At 59.4% G+C, this 16,640-nt stretch carries 13 protein-coding genes; 9 read left to right on the top strand and 4 right to left on the bottom strand.

What is annotated here, in order from left to right:
- Positions 1–48: 48 nt before the first annotated feature.
- Positions 49–699 (bottom strand): N-acetyltransferase, encoded by a 651-nt coding sequence (locus C2E19_RS12005; RefSeq protein ID WP_007912451.1) that lies wholly within the window; start codon positions 697–699, stop codon positions 49–51.
- A gap of 296 nt (positions 700–995) precedes the next feature.
- On the opposite strand from C2E19_RS12005, the gene xthA reads away from it, so the two are divergent.
- Together xthA and C2E19_RS11995 are read left to right on the top strand one after the other, a co-directional pair.
- Complete coding sequence (gene xthA / locus C2E19_RS12000; protein WP_129392133.1) at positions 996–1,808, top strand: exodeoxyribonuclease III; 813 nt, start codon at positions 996–998, stop codon at positions 1,806–1,808.
- A gap of 164 nt (positions 1,809–1,972) precedes the next feature.
- Positions 1,973–3,307: a substrate-binding domain-containing protein gene (locus C2E19_RS11995; protein ID WP_129392130.1), complete on the top strand. Its 1,335-nt coding sequence runs from the start codon at positions 1,973–1,975 to the stop codon at positions 3,305–3,307.
- Positions 3,308–3,428: 121 nt separating this feature from the next.
- Here C2E19_RS11995 and C2E19_RS11990 read toward each other — a convergent pair whose 3' ends face one another.
- Positions 3,429–4,658: an acyl-CoA dehydrogenase gene (locus tag C2E19_RS11990; protein WP_129392127.1), complete on the bottom strand. Its 1,230-nt coding sequence runs from the start codon at positions 4,656–4,658 to the stop codon at positions 3,429–3,431.
- 156 nt (positions 4,659–4,814) lie between these two features.
- On the opposite strand from C2E19_RS11990, the gene C2E19_RS11985 reads away from it, so the two are divergent.
- The 3 genes from C2E19_RS11985 (at position 4,815) to C2E19_RS11975 (ending at position 7,388) form a co-directional block, all read left to right on the top strand.
- A complete protein-coding gene (locus C2E19_RS11985) occupies positions 4,815–5,744 on the top strand; it encodes a LysR family transcriptional regulator (RefSeq protein WP_016986544.1) in 930 nt (309 codons plus the stop codon).
- 197 nt (positions 5,745–5,941) lie between these two features.
- Positions 5,942–6,340 carry a MerR family DNA-binding transcriptional regulator gene (locus C2E19_RS11980; RefSeq protein ID WP_007917234.1) on the top strand — a complete coding sequence of 133 codons (399 nt, stop codon included), beginning with the start codon at positions 5,942–5,944 and terminating at the stop codon, positions 6,338–6,340.
- Positions 6,341–6,488: 148 nt separating this feature from the next.
- Positions 6,489–7,388: a hydroxymethylglutaryl-CoA lyase gene (locus tag C2E19_RS11975; protein WP_129392123.1), complete on the top strand. Its 900-nt coding sequence runs from the start codon at positions 6,489–6,491 to the stop codon at positions 7,386–7,388.
- Positions 7,389–8,057: 669 nt separating this feature from the next.
- On the opposite strand, the gene C2E19_RS11970 is transcribed toward C2E19_RS11975, so the two are convergent.
- Positions 8,058–9,773 carry an AMP-binding protein gene (locus tag C2E19_RS11970; RefSeq protein ID WP_129392120.1) on the bottom strand — a complete coding sequence of 572 codons (1,716 nt, stop codon included), beginning with the start codon at positions 9,771–9,773 and terminating at the stop codon, positions 8,058–8,060.
- Between the two features lie 358 nt (positions 9,774–10,131).
- On the opposite strand from C2E19_RS11970, the gene C2E19_RS11960 reads away from it, so the two are divergent.
- The 4 genes from C2E19_RS11960 (at position 10,132) to C2E19_RS11945 (ending at position 15,879) form a co-directional block, all read left to right on the top strand.
- The gene (locus C2E19_RS11960; protein WP_034154717.1) at positions 10,132–11,295 is read left to right on the top strand and encodes an isovaleryl-CoA dehydrogenase; all 1,164 of its coding nucleotides are present in this window, start codon (positions 10,132–10,134) and stop codon (positions 11,293–11,295) included.
- A 97-nt stretch (positions 11,296–11,392) separates the two neighbouring features.
- Positions 11,393–12,997: a carboxyl transferase domain-containing protein gene (locus tag C2E19_RS11955; RefSeq protein WP_129392117.1), complete on the top strand. Its 1,605-nt coding sequence runs from the start codon at positions 11,393–11,395 to the stop codon at positions 12,995–12,997.
- Between the two features lie 117 nt (positions 12,998–13,114).
- Positions 13,115–13,930 (top strand): gamma-carboxygeranoyl-CoA hydratase, encoded by an 816-nt coding sequence (locus C2E19_RS11950; protein WP_129392114.1) that lies wholly within the window; start codon positions 13,115–13,117, stop codon positions 13,928–13,930.
- Complete coding sequence (locus tag C2E19_RS11945) at positions 13,930–15,879, top strand: acetyl/propionyl/methylcrotonyl-CoA carboxylase subunit alpha (RefSeq protein ID WP_129392111.1); 1,950 nt, start codon at positions 13,930–13,932, stop codon at positions 15,877–15,879. The genes C2E19_RS11950 and C2E19_RS11945 overlap by 1 nt, the downstream gene beginning before the upstream one ends.
- Positions 15,880–15,918: 39 nt before the next feature.
- Here C2E19_RS11945 and C2E19_RS11940 read toward each other — a convergent pair whose 3' ends face one another.
- Positions 15,919–16,578, bottom strand: coding sequence for a LexA family transcriptional regulator (locus C2E19_RS11940; protein WP_129392108.1), 660 nt, complete (start codon positions 16,576–16,578; stop codon positions 15,919–15,921).
- Positions 16,579–16,640: the final 62 nt, after the last annotated feature.

The following is a 16,640-nucleotide window of genomic DNA, read 5'->3' as shown; positions in this document are numbered from 1 at the left end:
GGGCTTGGGAGCGTGATAGAACAGGAAATTTCCCAAGAAGTTTCATTGTCATGCTGTTGCAGTTTGTAACACCTGCGGATTGGCGTGGAAAAATACGTGTTCACGCACCGGGCCGACGGCAACTTCGCCGATCTCTTCGTAACCCTGCCTTTTATAGAATTCCAGGTAACGCGGGTTGCCAGTGTCGAGCACCACGCCTTGCGAGGTTTCATCCACCGCGCACCAGTTGTGTACGGCGGTCAACAGTTGCTCGCCAAAGTGTTTGCCCTGGAACTGTGGGTGAATCCCCAGCAGTGGCAGCATGTGCACGGAATCACTGGGCACGCAGGCGGCGACTGCATCGTGGTATTCGAGATAGCGGCGGGTGCAGCGAAAACCGGTGCTGAGCACCATGCGCAGGCGCCATGCCCAACTTTCGGTGATGCCCAAACGGCGCTGCGGCGGCGCGATCAGGGCGATGCCGATCAGACGGTCGTTGACCAGCAGGCCGATCGCGGGCAAGTCCTGGAGGAAATGCTGTTTGACCAGTTCGCGTACCGTGGCGCGCACGCGTTGCTCGTAACCGGGCCGCTCGGCTTCGAACAGGTAGCCGAAGGTTGGCTCGTGGCGATAGGCCTGATACAGCAAGGAACGCGCTTCACGCGAGTAGCCACGGTCGAGCATGTGAATGTCGGCGATGGCGGTCTGGGTTTCAGGCATGACGGTGATTCTCCCCGGGGCGCGTGCAAATGGCGGCGCTCTTGTTGGTACGAACCTTTTGCGGGTGGCGTGGTTCCCCACAGGTATAGCCCAACCTTGGATCTTCAGCGATTTTGCCGACCCCTTCGCGAGCAGGCTCGCTCCCACAGGGGAACGCGATCAAAATGTGGGAGCGAGCCTGCTCGCGAAGAGGCACTTACAGGCAACACAAATCCCACAGGCCAAAATGATTTCTCTCACACTGGCCCCCATCCCACATGTCAGCTAGCATCGCCCTTTTGCCAGGACTGCCGACCATGAAGATCGTTTCCTTCAACATCAACGGACTGCGCGCCCGTCCGCATCAGCTGGCAGCGCTGATCGAAAAACATCAGCCGGACGTCATCGGCCTGCAGGAAACCAAGGTCCACGACGATCAATTCCCGCTGGAAGAAGTCCGCGCCCTCGGCTACCACGTGTATTTCCATGGCCAGAAAGGCCATTACGGCGTGGCCATGCTTTCGCGCCAGGAGCCGATCGCCATCCACAAAGGTTTCGCCACGGATGAAGAAGACGCTCAGCGTCGTTTCATCTGGGGCACCTTCGCCGACGCCAATGGCCTGCCGGTGACGATCATGAACGGCTATTTCCCACAGGGTGAAAGCCGCGACCATCCGACCAAGTTCCCGGCCAAGCAGCGTTTCTACAGCGATCTGCAAACGCTGCTGGAAAGCCAGTTCCACAACGAACAGCCCGTGGTGGTGATGGGCGATGTGAACATTTCCCCGGAAGACTGCGACATCGGCATCGGCCCGGACAACATGAAGCGCTGGCTGAAAACCGGCAAATGCAGCTTCCTGCCGGAAGAACGCGAGTGGATGGCACGCCTGAAGAACTGGGGCCTGACTGACAGTTATCGCCACCTGAACCCGGAAGTGACCGACATGTTCAGCTGGTTCGACTACCGCAGCCGTGGTTTTGAGGATGAGCCGAAGCGCGGGCTGCGCATTGATGTGATTCTGGCATCGCACGGTTTGTTGCCGCGGGTGAAGGCGGCGGGTGTGGACTATGAATTGCGTGGGATGGAAAAGCCTTCTGACCATGCGCCGATCTGGCTTGAACTCAGCTGATATCAGCCAAGATCAAAAGATCGCAGCCTTCGGCAGCTCCTACATTTGAAATGCGTTCCCCCTGTAGGAGCTGCCGAAGGCTGCGATCTTGTGATCTGTCATCTTTTGGTCATGCGTCTGACTTAATCTCCCCGGCAATCCCCTTCGCTTGATTCGGTGCCGGCATGACCCTGCGTGTTCTCTGCGTGTTTCTCTTGAGTGCATGGCTGACGGTCTCTGCCGCTGCCCTGCCCCTTCCCGAAAACGGCCCGGCGCTGCGCATTCAAGGTTCCAACACCATCGGCGCCGCACTCGGCCCGGCGCTGGTCGAAGGCCTGTTGCAAGAACAGGGTCTGCTGAAAATCCACCGCGAAACCCCGGACACCGCCAACGAATTGCGCATCGTTGGCCAGACCCACGAAGGCAAACGCGTGGTCGTCGAAGTCGCCGCCCACGGCTCCAGCACCGGTTTCACCGCGTTGAAAAACGCCAGCGCCGATCTGGCCGCGTCCTCTCGCGAGATCAAGGACAGTGAGTTGCAGACCCTGCAATCACTGGGCGATCTGAAAAGCTCCGCCGCTGAGCAAGTCATCGCCATCGATGGCCTGGCGATCATCCTGCATCCCGACAATCCGTTGCAGCAACTCGACACCGAGCAACTGGCGCGGGTCTTCGCCGGCGAAGTAAAAAGCTGGGAAGACCTCGGCGGGCGTGGCGGCGCGATTCATTTGTATGCGCGCGATGATCAGTCGGGCACCTACGACACGTTTAAGGAATTGGTCCTCAGTCGTCGTGGGAAAATTCTCGGCAGCGCCGCAAAACGTTTTGAATCCAGCGAGCAGTTATCCGACGCGGTGAGTAGCGATCCGCAGGGCATCGGCTTCATTGGTTTGCCGTATGTGCGTCAGGCCAAAGCCGTGGCGATTGCCGATGGCGCGTCGCAATCTATGCTGCCGCTCAACAGCCTGATCGCGACTGAAGACTATCCATTGTCCCGACGTTTGTTCTTCTATCTGCCGCCGGACAGCAAAAACCCGTGGGCGCAGGCGTTGGTGACGTTTGCGCAAAGTCGTCAGGGTCAGGCGATCGTCGCGGCCAACGGTTTTGTCAGCCAGACCGTGCACGCCATGACGGTCGCGCCGAATGCGCTGATGCCCGAGGGGTATCAATCCCTCAGCCGTCACGCCCAGCGTCTGACAGTCAATTTCCGGTTTGAAGAAGGCAGCGCGAACCTGGACAACAAGGCGCGTCAGGATCTGGCGCGGGTGCTCGACTATATAAAGCGCCATGACAAGAGCGAACGTGCGGTGACGCTGGTGGGTTTTGGCGATGCCAAAGATGACCCGGCGCGCGCGGATCTGCTGTCGAAACTGCGGGCCATGGCGGTGCGGCGCGAGTTGGTGAAGAGCGGCGTGGTGTTGCGTGAGGTGCGCGGCTTTGGCGCGCTGATGCCGGTGGCGACCAATAGCGCGGATGAGGGGCGGATCAAGAATCGGCGGGTTGAGGTTTGGGTGTATTGAGCCTGATGTTGATGTGTTGAATGTTTAGGCCCTTTCGCGAGCAAGCCCGCTCCCACATTGGATTTGTGAACGCCACAGATCCTGTGGGAGCGGGCTTGCTCGCGAAGGGGGCGACGCGGTCTTAATGACCGCTACGCAGCATTTCCTTCGGCACATATTTGCCGATTTCAAACTTGCCGATCGCCGCGCGGTGTACTTCATCCGGGCCATCGGCCAGACGCAATGTCCGTTGCATCGCATACATATAAGCCAGCGGGAAATCGTTCGACACCCCTGCCCCGCCATGCATCTGAATCGCCCGGTCGATTACCCGTAGCGCTACGTTCGGCGCGACAACCTTGATCTGTGCAATCTCGCTCTTCGCCACTTTGTTACCGACGGTGTCCATCATGTACGCCGCTTTCAAAGTCAGCAGGCGCGCCATGTCAATTTCCATCCGCGAGTCGGCGATCTTGTCGACGTTGCCGCCCAGACGTGCCAGCGGTTTGCCGAATGCAGTGCGGCTCACCGAGCGTTTGCACATCAATTCCAGCGCACGCTCCGCCATGCCGACCGAACGCATGCAGTGGTGAATTCGCCCTGGGCCGAGACGCCCCTGAGCGATTTCGAAGCCGCGTCCTTCACCGAGCAGGACGTTTTCGTACGGCACGCGCACGTTGTCGAACAGCACTTCAGCGTGACCGTGCGGTGCGTCGTCGTAACCGAACACCGGCAGCGGTCGGACGATTTTCACCCCGGGGGTGTCGACCGGCACGAGGATCATCGAGTGCTGGGCGTGGCGCGGTGCATCGGGATTGCTCAGGCCCATGAAGATGAGGATCTTGCAGCGTGGATCGCAGGCGCCGGAGGTCCACCATTTTTTGCCGTTGATCACCCACTCGTCGCCATCACGCACGGCGCGGGCGGCCATGTTAGTGGCGTCGGAGGAAGCCACGTCCGGTTCAGTCATGGCGAACGCCGAGCGGATCTCGCCGCGCAGCAACGGTTCGAGCCAGCGCTGTTTCTGTTCTTCGTTGGCGTAGCGCACCAGTACTTCCATGTTGCCGGTGTCCGGCGCCGAGCAATTGAACGGCTCTGGCCCGAGCAGTGAGCGGCCCATGATTTCCGCCAATGGTGCGTATTCAAGGTTGCTCAGGCCGGCGCCGAGTTCCGATTCCGGCAGGAACAGATTCCACAGGCCTTCGGCCTTGGCGCGGGCTTTGAGCTCTTCCATGATCGCCGTCGGCTGCCAGCGATCGCCTTCGGCAACCTGGCGTTCGAACACGGCTTCGGCCGGGTAAACGTAAGCGTCCATGAACGCGGTCACGCGCTCACGCAGTTCTTGCACCTTGGGCGAATAAGCGAAATCCATGAGCAATTACCTTCTTGGGCAGAGGTTGTTTAAGTCATGCAATCGATGCTAGAACAGCGTTGATAATTTACCTAGCCTATTCTCGGCGTGTATAAACATTCATCACCGATATATGATCGGCTGATTGCCAGCCCCCTAAAACAAGAGAAACGCGTTATGAATCTGAGTAAGGTCGACCTCAACCTTTTCATCGTCTTCGACGCGATCTACACCGAAGCCAACCTGACCCGCGCCGGGCAGATTGTCGGCATCACGCAGCCGGCGGTGTCCAACGCATTGGCGCGGTTGCGCGAGACCTTCAACGATCCGCTGTTCGTGCGCACGGCTCAGGGCATGGTGCCGACGCCGATGGCGCAGAACATCATCGGCCCGGTGCGTAACGCGCTGTCACTGCTGCGCGTGTCAGTTCAGGAAAGTCGCATTTTCAACCCGGCGCAAGCGGTCAAGACCTACCGCATCAGCATGACCGACCTCACCGAGGCGGTGATTCTGCCGCCATTGTTCCAGCGCCTGCGCCGCCTGGCACCGACAGTGATCATCGAAAGTTTCCTGTCGAAACGTCGCGAGACCACCAAGGAACTGGCCGCCGGGCGCCTCGATTTTGCCGTGGATGCGCCGCTCAACACCGACCCGCAAGTGCGTCACGTCAAGCTGATGGAAGACCGTTACGTCTGTGCGATGCGCAAAGGGCATCCGATGGCGGGCAAGGAAAAGCTCTCGCTGGATGACTATTTGTCGCTGACGCATATCCACATTTCCAGCCGTCGCAGTGGCCTGGGGTATGTCGATCTGGCGTTGGGCAAGATGGGCATTCAGCGCAAGATCGCCCTGCGTTCGCAGCATTATTTGATGGCGTCGCAGGTGATGCAGCAGACGGACATGGTCATGACCGTGCCGGAGCGTTTTGCCCGGCGACATGAGCTGCAGGCGTTCAATCTGCCGGTGAATGATGTGCCGCCGGTGGAAACGCATCTGTATTGGCATGAAAGCACCGATCAGGATCCGGCGAATCGCTGGATGCGTGAGCAGATGATCGAGTTGTGCCAGCAGGTGACGGCGCAGGAGAAGAAGCTGGATAAGGTGTAGGGCTTTTTACCGCGTCATCGTTCTTCGCGAGCAAGCCCGCTCCCACAGTTGACCGCGTTTCTCCAGCTGAAATGCGATTCAATGTGGGAGCGAGCCTGCTCGCGAAGGGGCCATCAAATACAACACAAATCATCCCACTTGACGTAAACGTCAACCTGCCATTAGCTTAGCGCCAAGACCTTTTTCCGAGCGCGCCCATGAGCAGCCAGACCTACAGCATTTCCGACCTCGCCCGCGAGCTCGACATCACCACCCGGGCGATCCGTTTTTATGAGGAACAAGGCCTGCTCAGCCCTGAGCGTCGTGGCCAGGAACGCATCTATTCGCCACGCGACAAGGTCAGCCTGAAGCTGATCCTGCGGGGCAAGCGCATCGGTTTCTCCTTGGCCGAATGCCGCGAACTGATCGAACTCTACGACCCGTCCAGCGGTAACACCAAGCAGCTCAATAGCATGCTGGCGAAAATCACTGAGCGCCGCGAGCAGTTGGAACAGCAGTTGCTGGATATCGAACAGATGAAGCTGGAACTCGATACCGCCGAAGAGCGCTGCGTGCAGGCGCTGGAGCAGACGCTCAAGAGCCAGCAGGCGATCTAACGGATCAAACACCATCCCTGTGGGAGCGGGCTTGCTCGCGAATGCGATTTGCCAGTCGACAAATATGTTTCTGATACACCGCATTCGTGAGCAAGCCCGCTCCCACAAGGGCCCCTCATATCACTCAGAAATTTGAGCAGGTCAGCCCATGTCCCTTCCCTCCCAAGTACGCCTGATCGAAGTCGGCCCGCGCGACGGGCTGCAGAACGAAGCCCAACCGATCAGCATCGCTGACAAGGTGCAACTGGTCGACGCGTTGAGCGCGGCCGGGCTTGGCTATATCGAAGTCGGCAGTTTCGTCTCGCCCAAATGGGTGCCGCAAATGGCCGGTTCTGCCGAAGTGTTCGCGCAGATCCAGCGTAAGCCTGGCGTGACCTACGGTGCGCTGGCACCGAACCTGCGCGGCTTTGAAGATGCGATCGCTGCCGGGGTCAAGGAAGTCGCGGTGTTCGCCGCTGCGTCCGAAGCGTTCTCGCAACGCAACATCAACTGCTCGATCAGTGAAAGCCTGGCGCGTTTTGCGCCGATCATGGAAGCGGCAAAACACCACGGCGTTACCGTGCGCGGTTACGTGTCGTGCGTGCTCGGTTGCCCGTACGAAGGCACGGTCGCGCCGGAGCAAGTGGCCATGGTCGCGCGCGAGTTGTACGCGATGGGCTGCTACGAAGTTTCCTTGGGCGACACCATCGGCACCGGCACCGCTGGCGCCACCCGCCGCCTGTTCGAAGTGGTTTCAGCGCAAGTGCCACGGGAAAAACTCGCCGGGCATTTCCACGACACCTATGGCCAGGCCATGGCCAACATCTACGCCAGCCTGCTCGAAGGCATTTCAGTGTTCGACAGCTCTATCGCGGGCCTCGGCGGCTGCCCGTACGCCAAAGGTGCGAGCGGTAACGTTGCCACCGAAGACGTCGTGTACCTGCTCAACGGCCTCGGTATCGAGAGCGGAATCGACCTGGACGCCTTGATTATCGCGGGTCAGCAGATCAGCGCGGTGCTCGGTCGCCCAAGCGGTTCGCGCGTGGCCAAGGCTCGCAGCGCACAGTGAGGAGGGAAGGTGTTACCGCTGTGTCTGAAATGCGGGTTTAAGCGAGTAACACGGAAACAAATTGCCTAATTTCGTCTGAACGAAAAATCCTCATAATTTCTATCTTATTGATTTATAAGGTTTTTTAAAAGTTGGCACGGCTTCTGCTATCTCTATGGCATAACAAGAATAAAAAGCAGCAAACCAATAAAAATAAGACGTAACGACTCTGACATAACAAAAACAACACGGCAGAGACGCAGCTAACAGATTTTTTTGGAGAAGGTGCGCTTTTCAGGGTGCTCTCAGGAGTGACCCGCAACCGGGCAGAGAACAATAAAACTACCTTCAGGTAGCTCCCGAATCGGTTGGATCGTTTAACGAGAAAGCAGATCAGCGCTCAAAAAAATACGTTTGCTCTTGACCCCGGATGGGGGTCGCCAAAAACAGCGGTAAAGGGCCACGGTTGCCAAAAACAACAACAGACCGACCCTCAATAATAAAAAAGAGCACGCGACGACAAAATTAAAGGGGAGCCTCGGCTCCCCTTTGTGCTTTCTGCGATTCCTCTTTCCAACAGCGCTAATCCCTGTGGGAGCGAGCCTGCTCGCGAAAGCGGTGTATCAGACACATTTGCGCTGAATGACACACTGCTTTCGCGAGCGGGCTCGCTCCCACATTAGATTGTCATCACATTAAGTTTTGGGTCAGGTGTGCTTTATCGCGTAGTTCTTCGATGCTGATTTCGCGCATCCTGAATTTCTGAATCTTGCCCGTCACCGTCATCGGAAACTCTTCGACGAACTTGAAGTGCCGTGGCGTCTTGAAATGCGCGATGCGCTCCTTGCACCAGGTTTGCAGTTCCAGTTCCGAAGCGTTGTAGCCGGGATGAAATTTGATCCAGGCGACAATCTCCTCACCGTAACGCGAGCACGGAATGCCGATCACCTGCACGTCCGCCACTGCCGGGTGGGTGAAGAAAAACTCCTCCAGCTCGCGCGGATAAACGTTCTCGCCGCCACGAATGATCATGTCCTTGTTACGCCCGGCGATGTTGACGTAACCCTCCTCGTTCATGCTCGCCAGATCGCCGGTGTGCATCCAGCCCGCTTCATCGATGGCTTCGGCCGTGGCTTGCGGATTGCTCCAGTAACCGAGCATCACGCTGTAACCCCGGGTGCACAGTTCGCCGATGGTGCCACGCGGCACGAGGTTGCCGGCCTCGTCGATGATCTTGCTTTCCAGTTGCGGCTGGGTGCGACCGACGGTGGTCACGCGTAATTCCAACTCGTCGTTGGGGCCGGTTTGCAGCGACACCGGGCTGGTTTCGGTCATGCCGTAAGCGATCTGTACTTCACTCATGTGCATCTCGCTGATGACCCGGCGCATCACTTCGATCGGGCAGGTGGCGCCAGCCATGATTCCGGTGCGCAGGCTCGACAGATCGAATTCGGCGCGTTGCGGCTGGTCGAGCATGGCGATGAACATGGTTGGCACACCGTAGAGGCCGGTGGCTTTTTCTTCGGCGACGGTTTGCAGGGTCAGCAACGGATCGAACGCATCGTTGGGGTAAATCATCGTGCTGGCGTGGGTGATGCAGCCGAGGTTGCCCATGACCATGCCGAAGCAGTGGTACAGCGGCACCGGGATCACCAGGCGATCGGTCGGAGTCAGGCCGATGCTTTCGCCGACCATGTAACCGTTATTGAGGATGTTGTAGTGGCTGAGGGTCGCGCCCTTGGGAAAACCCGTGGTGCCGGAGGTGTACTGGATGTTCACCGGTTGATCGAAGTGCAGGCTGTCGCTGCGTTCGCTGAGTTGTTCTGCGGTAACGCTGGCGGCCATGTCGGTCAATTGTGACCATGGCAGGAAACCTGAAGGCGGTTGTGCGTCGAGGCTGATCACCCCGCGCAAGTCCGGCAGACGTTCGCTGCGCAATTGACCAATGGATTGTTCGGCCAGTTCTGGCACCAATCCTTGCAACATGCCGTGGTAGTTCGACGACTTGAATGCGCCGGCGCAGACCAGCCATTGGCAGCCGGATTGCTTGAGTACGTATTCGAGTTCGGAACTGCGGTAGGCCGGATTGACGTTGACCAGGATCACGCCGATTTTCGCCGTGGCGAATTGAGTGATGCACCACTGCGCACAGTTCGGCGCCCAGATACCGAGGCGGTCGCCAGCCTGCAACCCCAGGGCGAGCAAGGCTCTGGCATGCAGATCCACCGCGTCGGCCAGTTGTCGCCACGAATAGCGCAGTTGCTGATGGCGCACGACAAGCGCTTCGCTGTCGGGGAATTGCGCGACGGTCTGATCGAACTTCTGCCCGATGGTCAGCGCCAGCAAGGCTTTGTCCTGGGAACCACGGGTGTAGCTGCGCTGCGGGTTTGCACTGGGTTGATCCATGACGACCCCTATTGTCTTTATTAGTGGGTTTACCGAATTACACTTTTTGTGGGAGCCAACTGTGGCGAGGGGATTTATCCCCGTTGGGTGGCGAAGCCGCCCCGCATATCTCCAGACAAATCAGATTTACAGATTTCACGACTGCTTCGCAGCCGAACGGGGATAAATCCACTCGCCACACAAGCCCGCTCCCACAAAAAAGCAGTCCGCTTTCAATCTTGAACTGTCCCTACTCTCGCTCAAGTTGACGTTAACGTAAAGGGTGATTGACAGCCATTCGTCACAGGCTTACGTTAACGTAAAGGTGAGAGCCGAGTGACCGCCCTCCCCACCCTACAAAAAAGCCAAAAGGTGACCCATGAGCTATCCATCCCTGAACTTCGCCCTCGGTGAAACCATCGACATGCTGCGCGATCAGGTTCAGTCCTTTGTCGCCAAGGAAATCGCTCCGCGCGCCGCGCAGATCGATAGCGACAACCTGTTTCCCGCCGACATGTGGGGCAAATTCGGTGACATGGGCCTGCTCGGCATCACCGTGCCGGAAGAGTACGGCGGTGCTGGCCTGGGTTATCTGGCGCACGTCGTGGCGATGGAAGAAATCAGCCGAGGCTCGGCTTCGGTTGCGTTGTCCTACGGCGCGCATTCCAACCTCTGCGTCAATCAGATCAACCGTAACGGCAACCACGAACAGAAAACCAAGTATCTGCCGAAGCTGATCAGCGGCGAACACGTCGGCGCGCTGGCGATGAGCGAGCCGAACGCCGGTTCCGACGTGGTCTCGATGAAACTGCGCGCCGACAAGCGCGGCGATCGTTTCGTCCTCAACGGCAGCAAAACCTGGATCACCAACGGCCCTGACGCCAACACTTACGTGATCTACGCCAAGACCGATCTGGAAAAAGGTCCGCACGGCATCACCGCGTTCATCGTCGAGCGCGACTGGAAAGGCTTCAGCCGCAGCAACAAGTTCGACAAGCTCGGCATGCGCGGCTCCAACACTTGCGAGTTGTTCTTCGATGACGTCGAAGTGCCGGAAGAAAACATCCTCGGCGTGCTCAATGGCGGCGTCAAAGTGCTGATGAGCGGCCTCGATTACGAGCGCGTGGTTCTCTCGGGTGGCCCAACCGGGATCATGCAGTCGTGCATGGACCTGATCGTGCCGTACATCCACGACCGCAAACAGTTCGGCCAGAGCATCGGTGAGTTCCAGCTGATCCAGGGCAAAGTCGCCGACATGTACACCCAACTCAACGCCAGCCGCGCCTACCTTTATGCGGTTGCGCAGGCCTGCGAACGTGGCGAAACCACCCGTAAAGATGCCGCCGGCGTAATCCTCTACACCGCAGAGCGCGCCACACAAATGGCCCTCGATGCGATCCAGATTCTCGGCGGTAACGGTTACATCAACGAATTCCCGGCGGGCCGTCTGCTGCGCGACGCCAAGCTGTACGAAATCGGCGCCGGCACCAGTGAGATCCGTCGCATGCTGATCGGTCGCGAACTGTTCAACGAAACGAAATGAATTTCGTCAGCTGCGAGCTGCAAGTTTCAGGCTGCAAGAGAACAGCCTCAACTTGCCGCTCCAAGCTTGCAACTCGTAGCTGCTTACGGAGTAAGCCATGATTCTGCATACACAGCTCAATCCTCGCTCTGCGGAGTTCGCCGCCAACAGCGCGGCGATGCTCAAACAGGTCGACGCCCTGCACACCCTGCTCGCCCAAGTGGCACAGGGTGGCGGCGCGAAAGCCCAGGAACGCCACACCTCACGGGGCAAATTGCTGCCGCGTGAGCGCATCGATCGCTTGCTTGATCCAGGTTCGCCGTTTCTGGAAATCAGTCAACTGGCCGCCCACGCCGTTTACGGTGAAGACGTGCCCGCCGCTGGCGTGATTGCCGGGATCGGCCGGGTCGAAGGCGTCGAGTGCATGATCGTCGCCAACGATGCGACGGTGAAAGGTGGTTCGTACTACCCGTTGACCGTGAAGAAACACCTGCGCGCACAAACCATCGCTCAGCAGAATCGCTTGCCGTGCATCTATCTGGTGGACTCCGGCGGTGCCAACCTGCCGCGTCAGGACGAAGTGTTCCCGGATCGCGAGCACTTCGGGCGAATCTTCTTCAACCAGGCCAACATGAGCGCGATGGGCATTCCGCAGATCGCCGTGGTCATGGGCTCGTGCACCGCCGGCGGCGCTTACGTGCCGGCGATGGCGGACGAAGCAATCATGGTGCGCAATCAGGCCACCATTTTTCTCGCCGGCCCGCCATTGGTGAAAGCTGCGACCGGTGAAGTGGTCAGCGCCGAAGACCTGGGCGGTGCCGATGTGCACTGCAAGATTTCCGGGGTCGCCGACCATTACGCCGAGAGTGACGAACACGCCCTCGCCCTCGCCCGCCGCAGCGTTGCCAACCTCAACTGGCGCAAGCTCGGCGAAGTGCAACAGCGCGTACCGATTGCGCCGCTGTACGCTAGCGACGAGTTGTACGGTGTGGTTTCGGCTGATGCCAAGCAACCCTTCGATGTGCGCGAAGTGATTGCGCGGCTGGTCGACGGTTCGGTGTTCGATGAGTTCAAAGCGCTGTTCGGCACCACGCTGGTTTGCGGTTTTGCGCATCTGCACGGCTATCCGATCGCGATTCTGGCGAACAACGGCATCCTCTTCGCCGAAGCCGCGCAAAAAGGCGCGCACTTCATCGAACTGGCCTGCCAACGCAACATTCCACTGCTGTTTTTGCAGAACATCACCGGCTTCATGGTCGGCCAGAAATACGAGGCCGGCGGCATCGCCAAGCACGGTGCAAAACTGGTGACCGCTGTGGCGTGCGCCAAGGTGCCGAAGTTCACCGTGATCATTGGCGGCAGCTTCGGCGCCGGTAACTACGGCATGTGTGGCCGCGCTTACGATCCGCGTTTCCTGTGGATGTGGCCGAACGCGCGGATTGGCGTGATGGGCGCCGAACAGGCGGCCGGCGTGCTGGTGCAGGTCAAGCGTGAACAGGCCGAACGCAGCGGTCAGGCGTTCAGCGCCGAGCAGGAAGCCGAGATCAAGCAGCCGATCCTCGACCAGTACGAAGAGCAGGGTCATCCCTACTATTCCAGCGCACGGCTGTGGGACGACGGCGTCATCGACCCCGCGCAAACCCGCGATGTGCTGGCCCTGGCCTTGTCCGCGTCGTTGAACGCGCCCATCGAACCGAGCCGCTTCGGCGTGTTCCGGATGTGATTTTTTGTGGGAGCGGGCTTGCTCGCGAATACGGTTGATCAGTCGACATCTCTGATACCTGAAAGACCGCTTTCGCGAGCAAGCCCGCTTCCACAAAGACCGTGGAGACGGATGAATATGAGCGACTTCAACACCCTCGAACTGCAAAGCGACCCACGCGGGTTCGCGACGCTGTGGCTCAACCGCCCAGAAAAGAACAACGCATTCAACGCCGAGATGATCCGCGAACTGATCCTCGCCCTCGACCAGGTTGCCAGCGACGCCAGCCTGCGTTTCCTGCTGGTGCGCGGTCGCGGCAAGCATTTCAGCGCCGGCGCCGATCTGGCGTGGATGCAGCAATCGGCCGAACTCGATTACCACACCAACCTCGACGACGCCCGCGAACTGGCCGAGCTGATGTACAACCTCGCCAAACTGAAAATCCCCACCGTGGCCGTGGTGCAAGGCGCAGCGTTTGGCGGCGCATTGGGTTTGATCAGTTGCTGCGATATGGCGATTGGCACCGATGACGCGCAGTTCTGCTTGTCGGAAGTGCGCATCGGTCTGGCGCCAGCGGTGATCAGTCCGTTCGTGGTGCAAGCGATCGGTGAACGCGCGGCCCGTCGTTATGCGCTGACCGCCGAGCGATTTGGCGGTCAGCGCGCACGCGAAATCGGTTTGTTGTCAGACAGCTACCCGGCGAACGAACTTGATGGGCACGTCGAACAATGGATCGCTAACCTGCTGCTCAACAGCCCCGCCGCCATGCGCGCCAGCAAAGACTTGTTGCGTGAAGTCGGCAACGGCGCACTGACACCGGCGCTGCGCCGCTACACCGAAAACGCCATCGCGCGCATCCGCGTCAGTCCTGAAGGCCAGGAAGGCTTGCGTGCCTTTCTGCAAAAACGTCCGCCAAGCTGGCAAGCCCCGACCACCACCAAGGAGCCGCGTTGATGAGCGCACCTGTTCTCACCACCTTGCTGGTGGCCAACCGTGGCGAAATCGCTTGCCGCGTGATGCGCACCGCGAAAGCGCTGGGCCTGACCACTGTCGCCGTGCACAGCGCCACTGACCGCGAAGCGCGGCACAGCCGTGAAGCGGATATCCGTGTTGATCTGGGCGGCAGCAAAGCCGCCGAGAGTTACCTGCAAATCGACAAATTGATCGCGGCAGCCAAGGCCAGCGGCGCGCAGGCGATTCACCCGGGTTATGGTTTTCTGTCGGAGAACGCCGGATTCGCGCGCGCCATCGAAGCGGCCGGGCTGATCTTCCTCGGCCCACCCGCTTCGGCCATTGACGCGATGGGCAGCAAGTCCGCCGCCAAAGCCCTGATGGAAACCGCCGGCGTGCCGCTGGTGCCGGGCTATCACGGCGAAGCGCAGGATCTGGAGACCTTCCGCGCTGCCTGCGAGCGCATCGGTTATCCGGTGTTGCTCAAGGCGACTGCCGGCGGCGGAGGCAAAGGCATGAAGGTTGTCGAGGAGGTCAGCCAGTTGGCCGAGGCCCTCGCCTCGGCGCAGCGGGAAGCGCAATCATCGTTCGGCGATTCGCGCATGCTGGTAGAGAAATACCTGCTCAAGCCGCGTCACGTGGAAATCCAGGTGTTCGCCGACCAGCATGGCCATTGTCTGTACCTCAACGAACGTGATTGCTCGATCCAGCGTCGGCATCAAAAAGTCGTCGAGGAAGCTCCGGCTCCGGGTTTGTCGGTGGAGTTGCGTCGCGCGATGGGCGAAGCCGCCGTGCGTTCGGCTCAGGCGATCGGTTATGTCGGCGCGGGTACCGTGGAGTTTCTGCTCGACGCCCGGGGCGAATTCTTCTTCATGGAGATGAACACCCGCTTGCAGGTCGAGCACCCGGTGACAGAGGCCATCACCGGTCTCGATCTGGTTGCCTGGCAGATCCGTGTGGCCCGTGGCGAAGCGCTGCCGATCACTCAGGAGCAAGTGCCGCTGATTGGCCATGCGATTGAAGTGCGCTTGTATGCCGAAGATCCGTCGAATGATTTTCTGCCAGCCGCCGGACGTCTGGACTTGTATCGCGAGTCGGCTGAAGGGCCGGGGCGCCGGGTCGATAGCGGGGTCGAAGAAGGCGATGAAATTTCGCCGTTTTACGACCCGATGCTCGGCAAGTTGATCGCCTGGGGTGAGGATCGTGAACAGGCACGCCTGCGTCTGTTGAGCATGCTCGACGAGTTCGCGATTGGTGGGCTGAAAACCAACATCAACTTTCTGCGGCGGATTATCGCGCATCCGGCGTTTGCGGCGGCGGAGCTGGATACCGCGTTCATTCCGCGTTATCAGGAGCAATTGCTCCCCGCTCCGGGTGAGTTGAGCGATGCCTTCTGGCAGGCGGCGGGCCAGGCGTTTGCCCAGAGTTTGCCGAAAAGTGCGCGGGCCGACGACCCGAATTCACCGTGGGCAGCGAGTAGCGGATTACGCGCGGGGCTGCCACCGGAAATCACCTCGCACCTGAGTTGCGAAGGACAGGATCGGGCGCTGACGTTGGGCGCGGGAAGCACTGGCACATTGTCCGGCGAGCAGTTTGTTGTCGAACAGAACGGTGTGCGTCGCTCTCTGCGGGCGATTCGTCAGGGTGATTCGTTGTATCTACAGTGGGAAGGTGAGTTGCGCCGGATCGCCACATACGACCCGATTAGCGCCGTCGAAGCCAGCCACAGTCACCAGGGCGGTCTGACTGCACCGATGAATGGCAGCATCGTTCGGGTGCTGGTCGAGGCCGGCCAAACGGTCGAGGCCGGTGCGCAACTGGTGGTACTGGAAGCGATGAAGATGGAACACAGTATCCGCGCGCCCCACGCCGGGGTGATCAAAGCGCTGTATTGCCAGGAAGGCGAAATGGTCGGCGAAGGCAGCGCTTTGGTTGAATTGGAAGCTGTGTGAAGTGAGGATCGATCCTACGCCTGGCGAGGATCGATCTGACTAGTAACGCGCCGTAGCCTGCACCACAACACCGATGATTCGACACTCATCGGTGAACAGAGCTTTCGGCCAGGTCGGATTGAGCGGCACCAGGTAACGCTGGCCGCCCTCTTCGTCGAGCTTGCGAAATATCGCTTCCTCGCTGTCCTGCCACTGGGCGATAACCAGTTTGCCGGGCACTGCCTCCACTTCCGGATCGACCAGAATCAGCATGCCTTCGGCGATGCTCTGGCCACTTGGCGCCGTCATCGAATTGCCCGTGACGGTCAGCCAGAACGCCGCGCCTCGGGCGTGGTAATCCGTCAGTTCAAAACGCTGTTTATCGGTTGCCGGAGTGTAGGCAGGCTGCCCGCTCTCGCGCACTTCGCACGGCGTGTGCCAATTGCTGACCGGGTAGCGGAAGTATGGGTTGTACTTCTGCGCCAGCGGCATTTCGTCGTCGGGTGTCAGCGGCGGCTCACGGATCACCAGCACCACTTCAAGGAAATCCATGCCCAGCGCCTGCAACACGCGGTTCATTTCCGTGACACCGGGTTCGCGACGTTTGTTCAGCCAATGGCCGATCCCGCCTTGGGACATGCCGACGCGCTCTCCGAGCTCTGTTTGAGTGATTTTGAGTTCACTCATCTTGGCCTTGACCAACTCAATCCATTTATCCATGTGCCGCACCTTACCCGGACGCCTTTGGCCAGCAAAACACATATTGTAGTATTTAAATTCTG

The organism is Pseudomonas sp. DTU12.3 (genome assembly GCF_004124275.1).
Lineage (GTDB): Bacteria > Pseudomonadota > Gammaproteobacteria > Pseudomonadales > Pseudomonadaceae > Aquipseudomonas > Aquipseudomonas helmanticensis.
Note: the sequence above shows the minus strand (reverse complement) of the source record. Positions and strands in the feature narration are given on the sequence as shown.

Bases quoted from the DNA above. Each gene is read 5' to 3' on its own strand.
- C2E19_RS11945 (WP_129392111.1), top strand. From the start codon at position 13,930: ATGAGCGCACCTGTTCTCACCACCTTGCTGGTGGCCAACCGTGGCGAA.
- C2E19_RS11995 (WP_129392130.1), top strand. From the start codon at position 1,973: ATGACCCTGCGTGTTCTCTGCGTGTTTCTCTTGAGTGCATGGCTGACG.
- C2E19_RS11970 (WP_129392120.1), bottom strand. From the start codon at position 9,773: ATGGATCAACCCAGTGCAAACCCGCAGCGCAGCTACACCCGTGGTTCC.
- C2E19_RS11975 (WP_129392123.1), top strand. From the start codon at position 6,489: ATGTCCCTTCCCTCCCAAGTACGCCTGATCGAAGTCGGCCCGCGCGAC.
- C2E19_RS11940 (WP_129392108.1), bottom strand. From the start codon at position 16,578: ATGGATAAATGGATTGAGTTGGTCAAGGCCAAGATGAGTGAACTCAAA.
- C2E19_RS11990 (WP_129392127.1), bottom strand. From the start codon at position 4,658: ATGGATTTCGCTTATTCGCCCAAGGTGCAAGAACTGCGTGAGCGCGTG.
- C2E19_RS11980 (WP_007917234.1), top strand. From the start codon at position 5,942: ATGAGCAGCCAGACCTACAGCATTTCCGACCTCGCCCGCGAGCTCGAC.
- C2E19_RS11950 (WP_129392114.1), top strand. From the start codon at position 13,115: ATGAGCGACTTCAACACCCTCGAACTGCAAAGCGACCCACGCGGGTTC.
- C2E19_RS11960 (WP_034154717.1), top strand. From the start codon at position 10,132: ATGAGCTATCCATCCCTGAACTTCGCCCTCGGTGAAACCATCGACATG.
- C2E19_RS11955 (WP_129392117.1), top strand. From the start codon at position 11,393: ATGATTCTGCATACACAGCTCAATCCTCGCTCTGCGGAGTTCGCCGCC.
- C2E19_RS11985 (WP_016986544.1), top strand. From the start codon at position 4,815: ATGAATCTGAGTAAGGTCGACCTCAACCTTTTCATCGTCTTCGACGCG.
- xthA (WP_129392133.1), top strand. From the start codon at position 996: ATGAAGATCGTTTCCTTCAACATCAACGGACTGCGCGCCCGTCCGCAT.
- C2E19_RS12005 (WP_007912451.1), bottom strand. From the start codon at position 699: ATGCCTGAAACCCAGACCGCCATCGCCGACATTCACATGCTCGACCGT.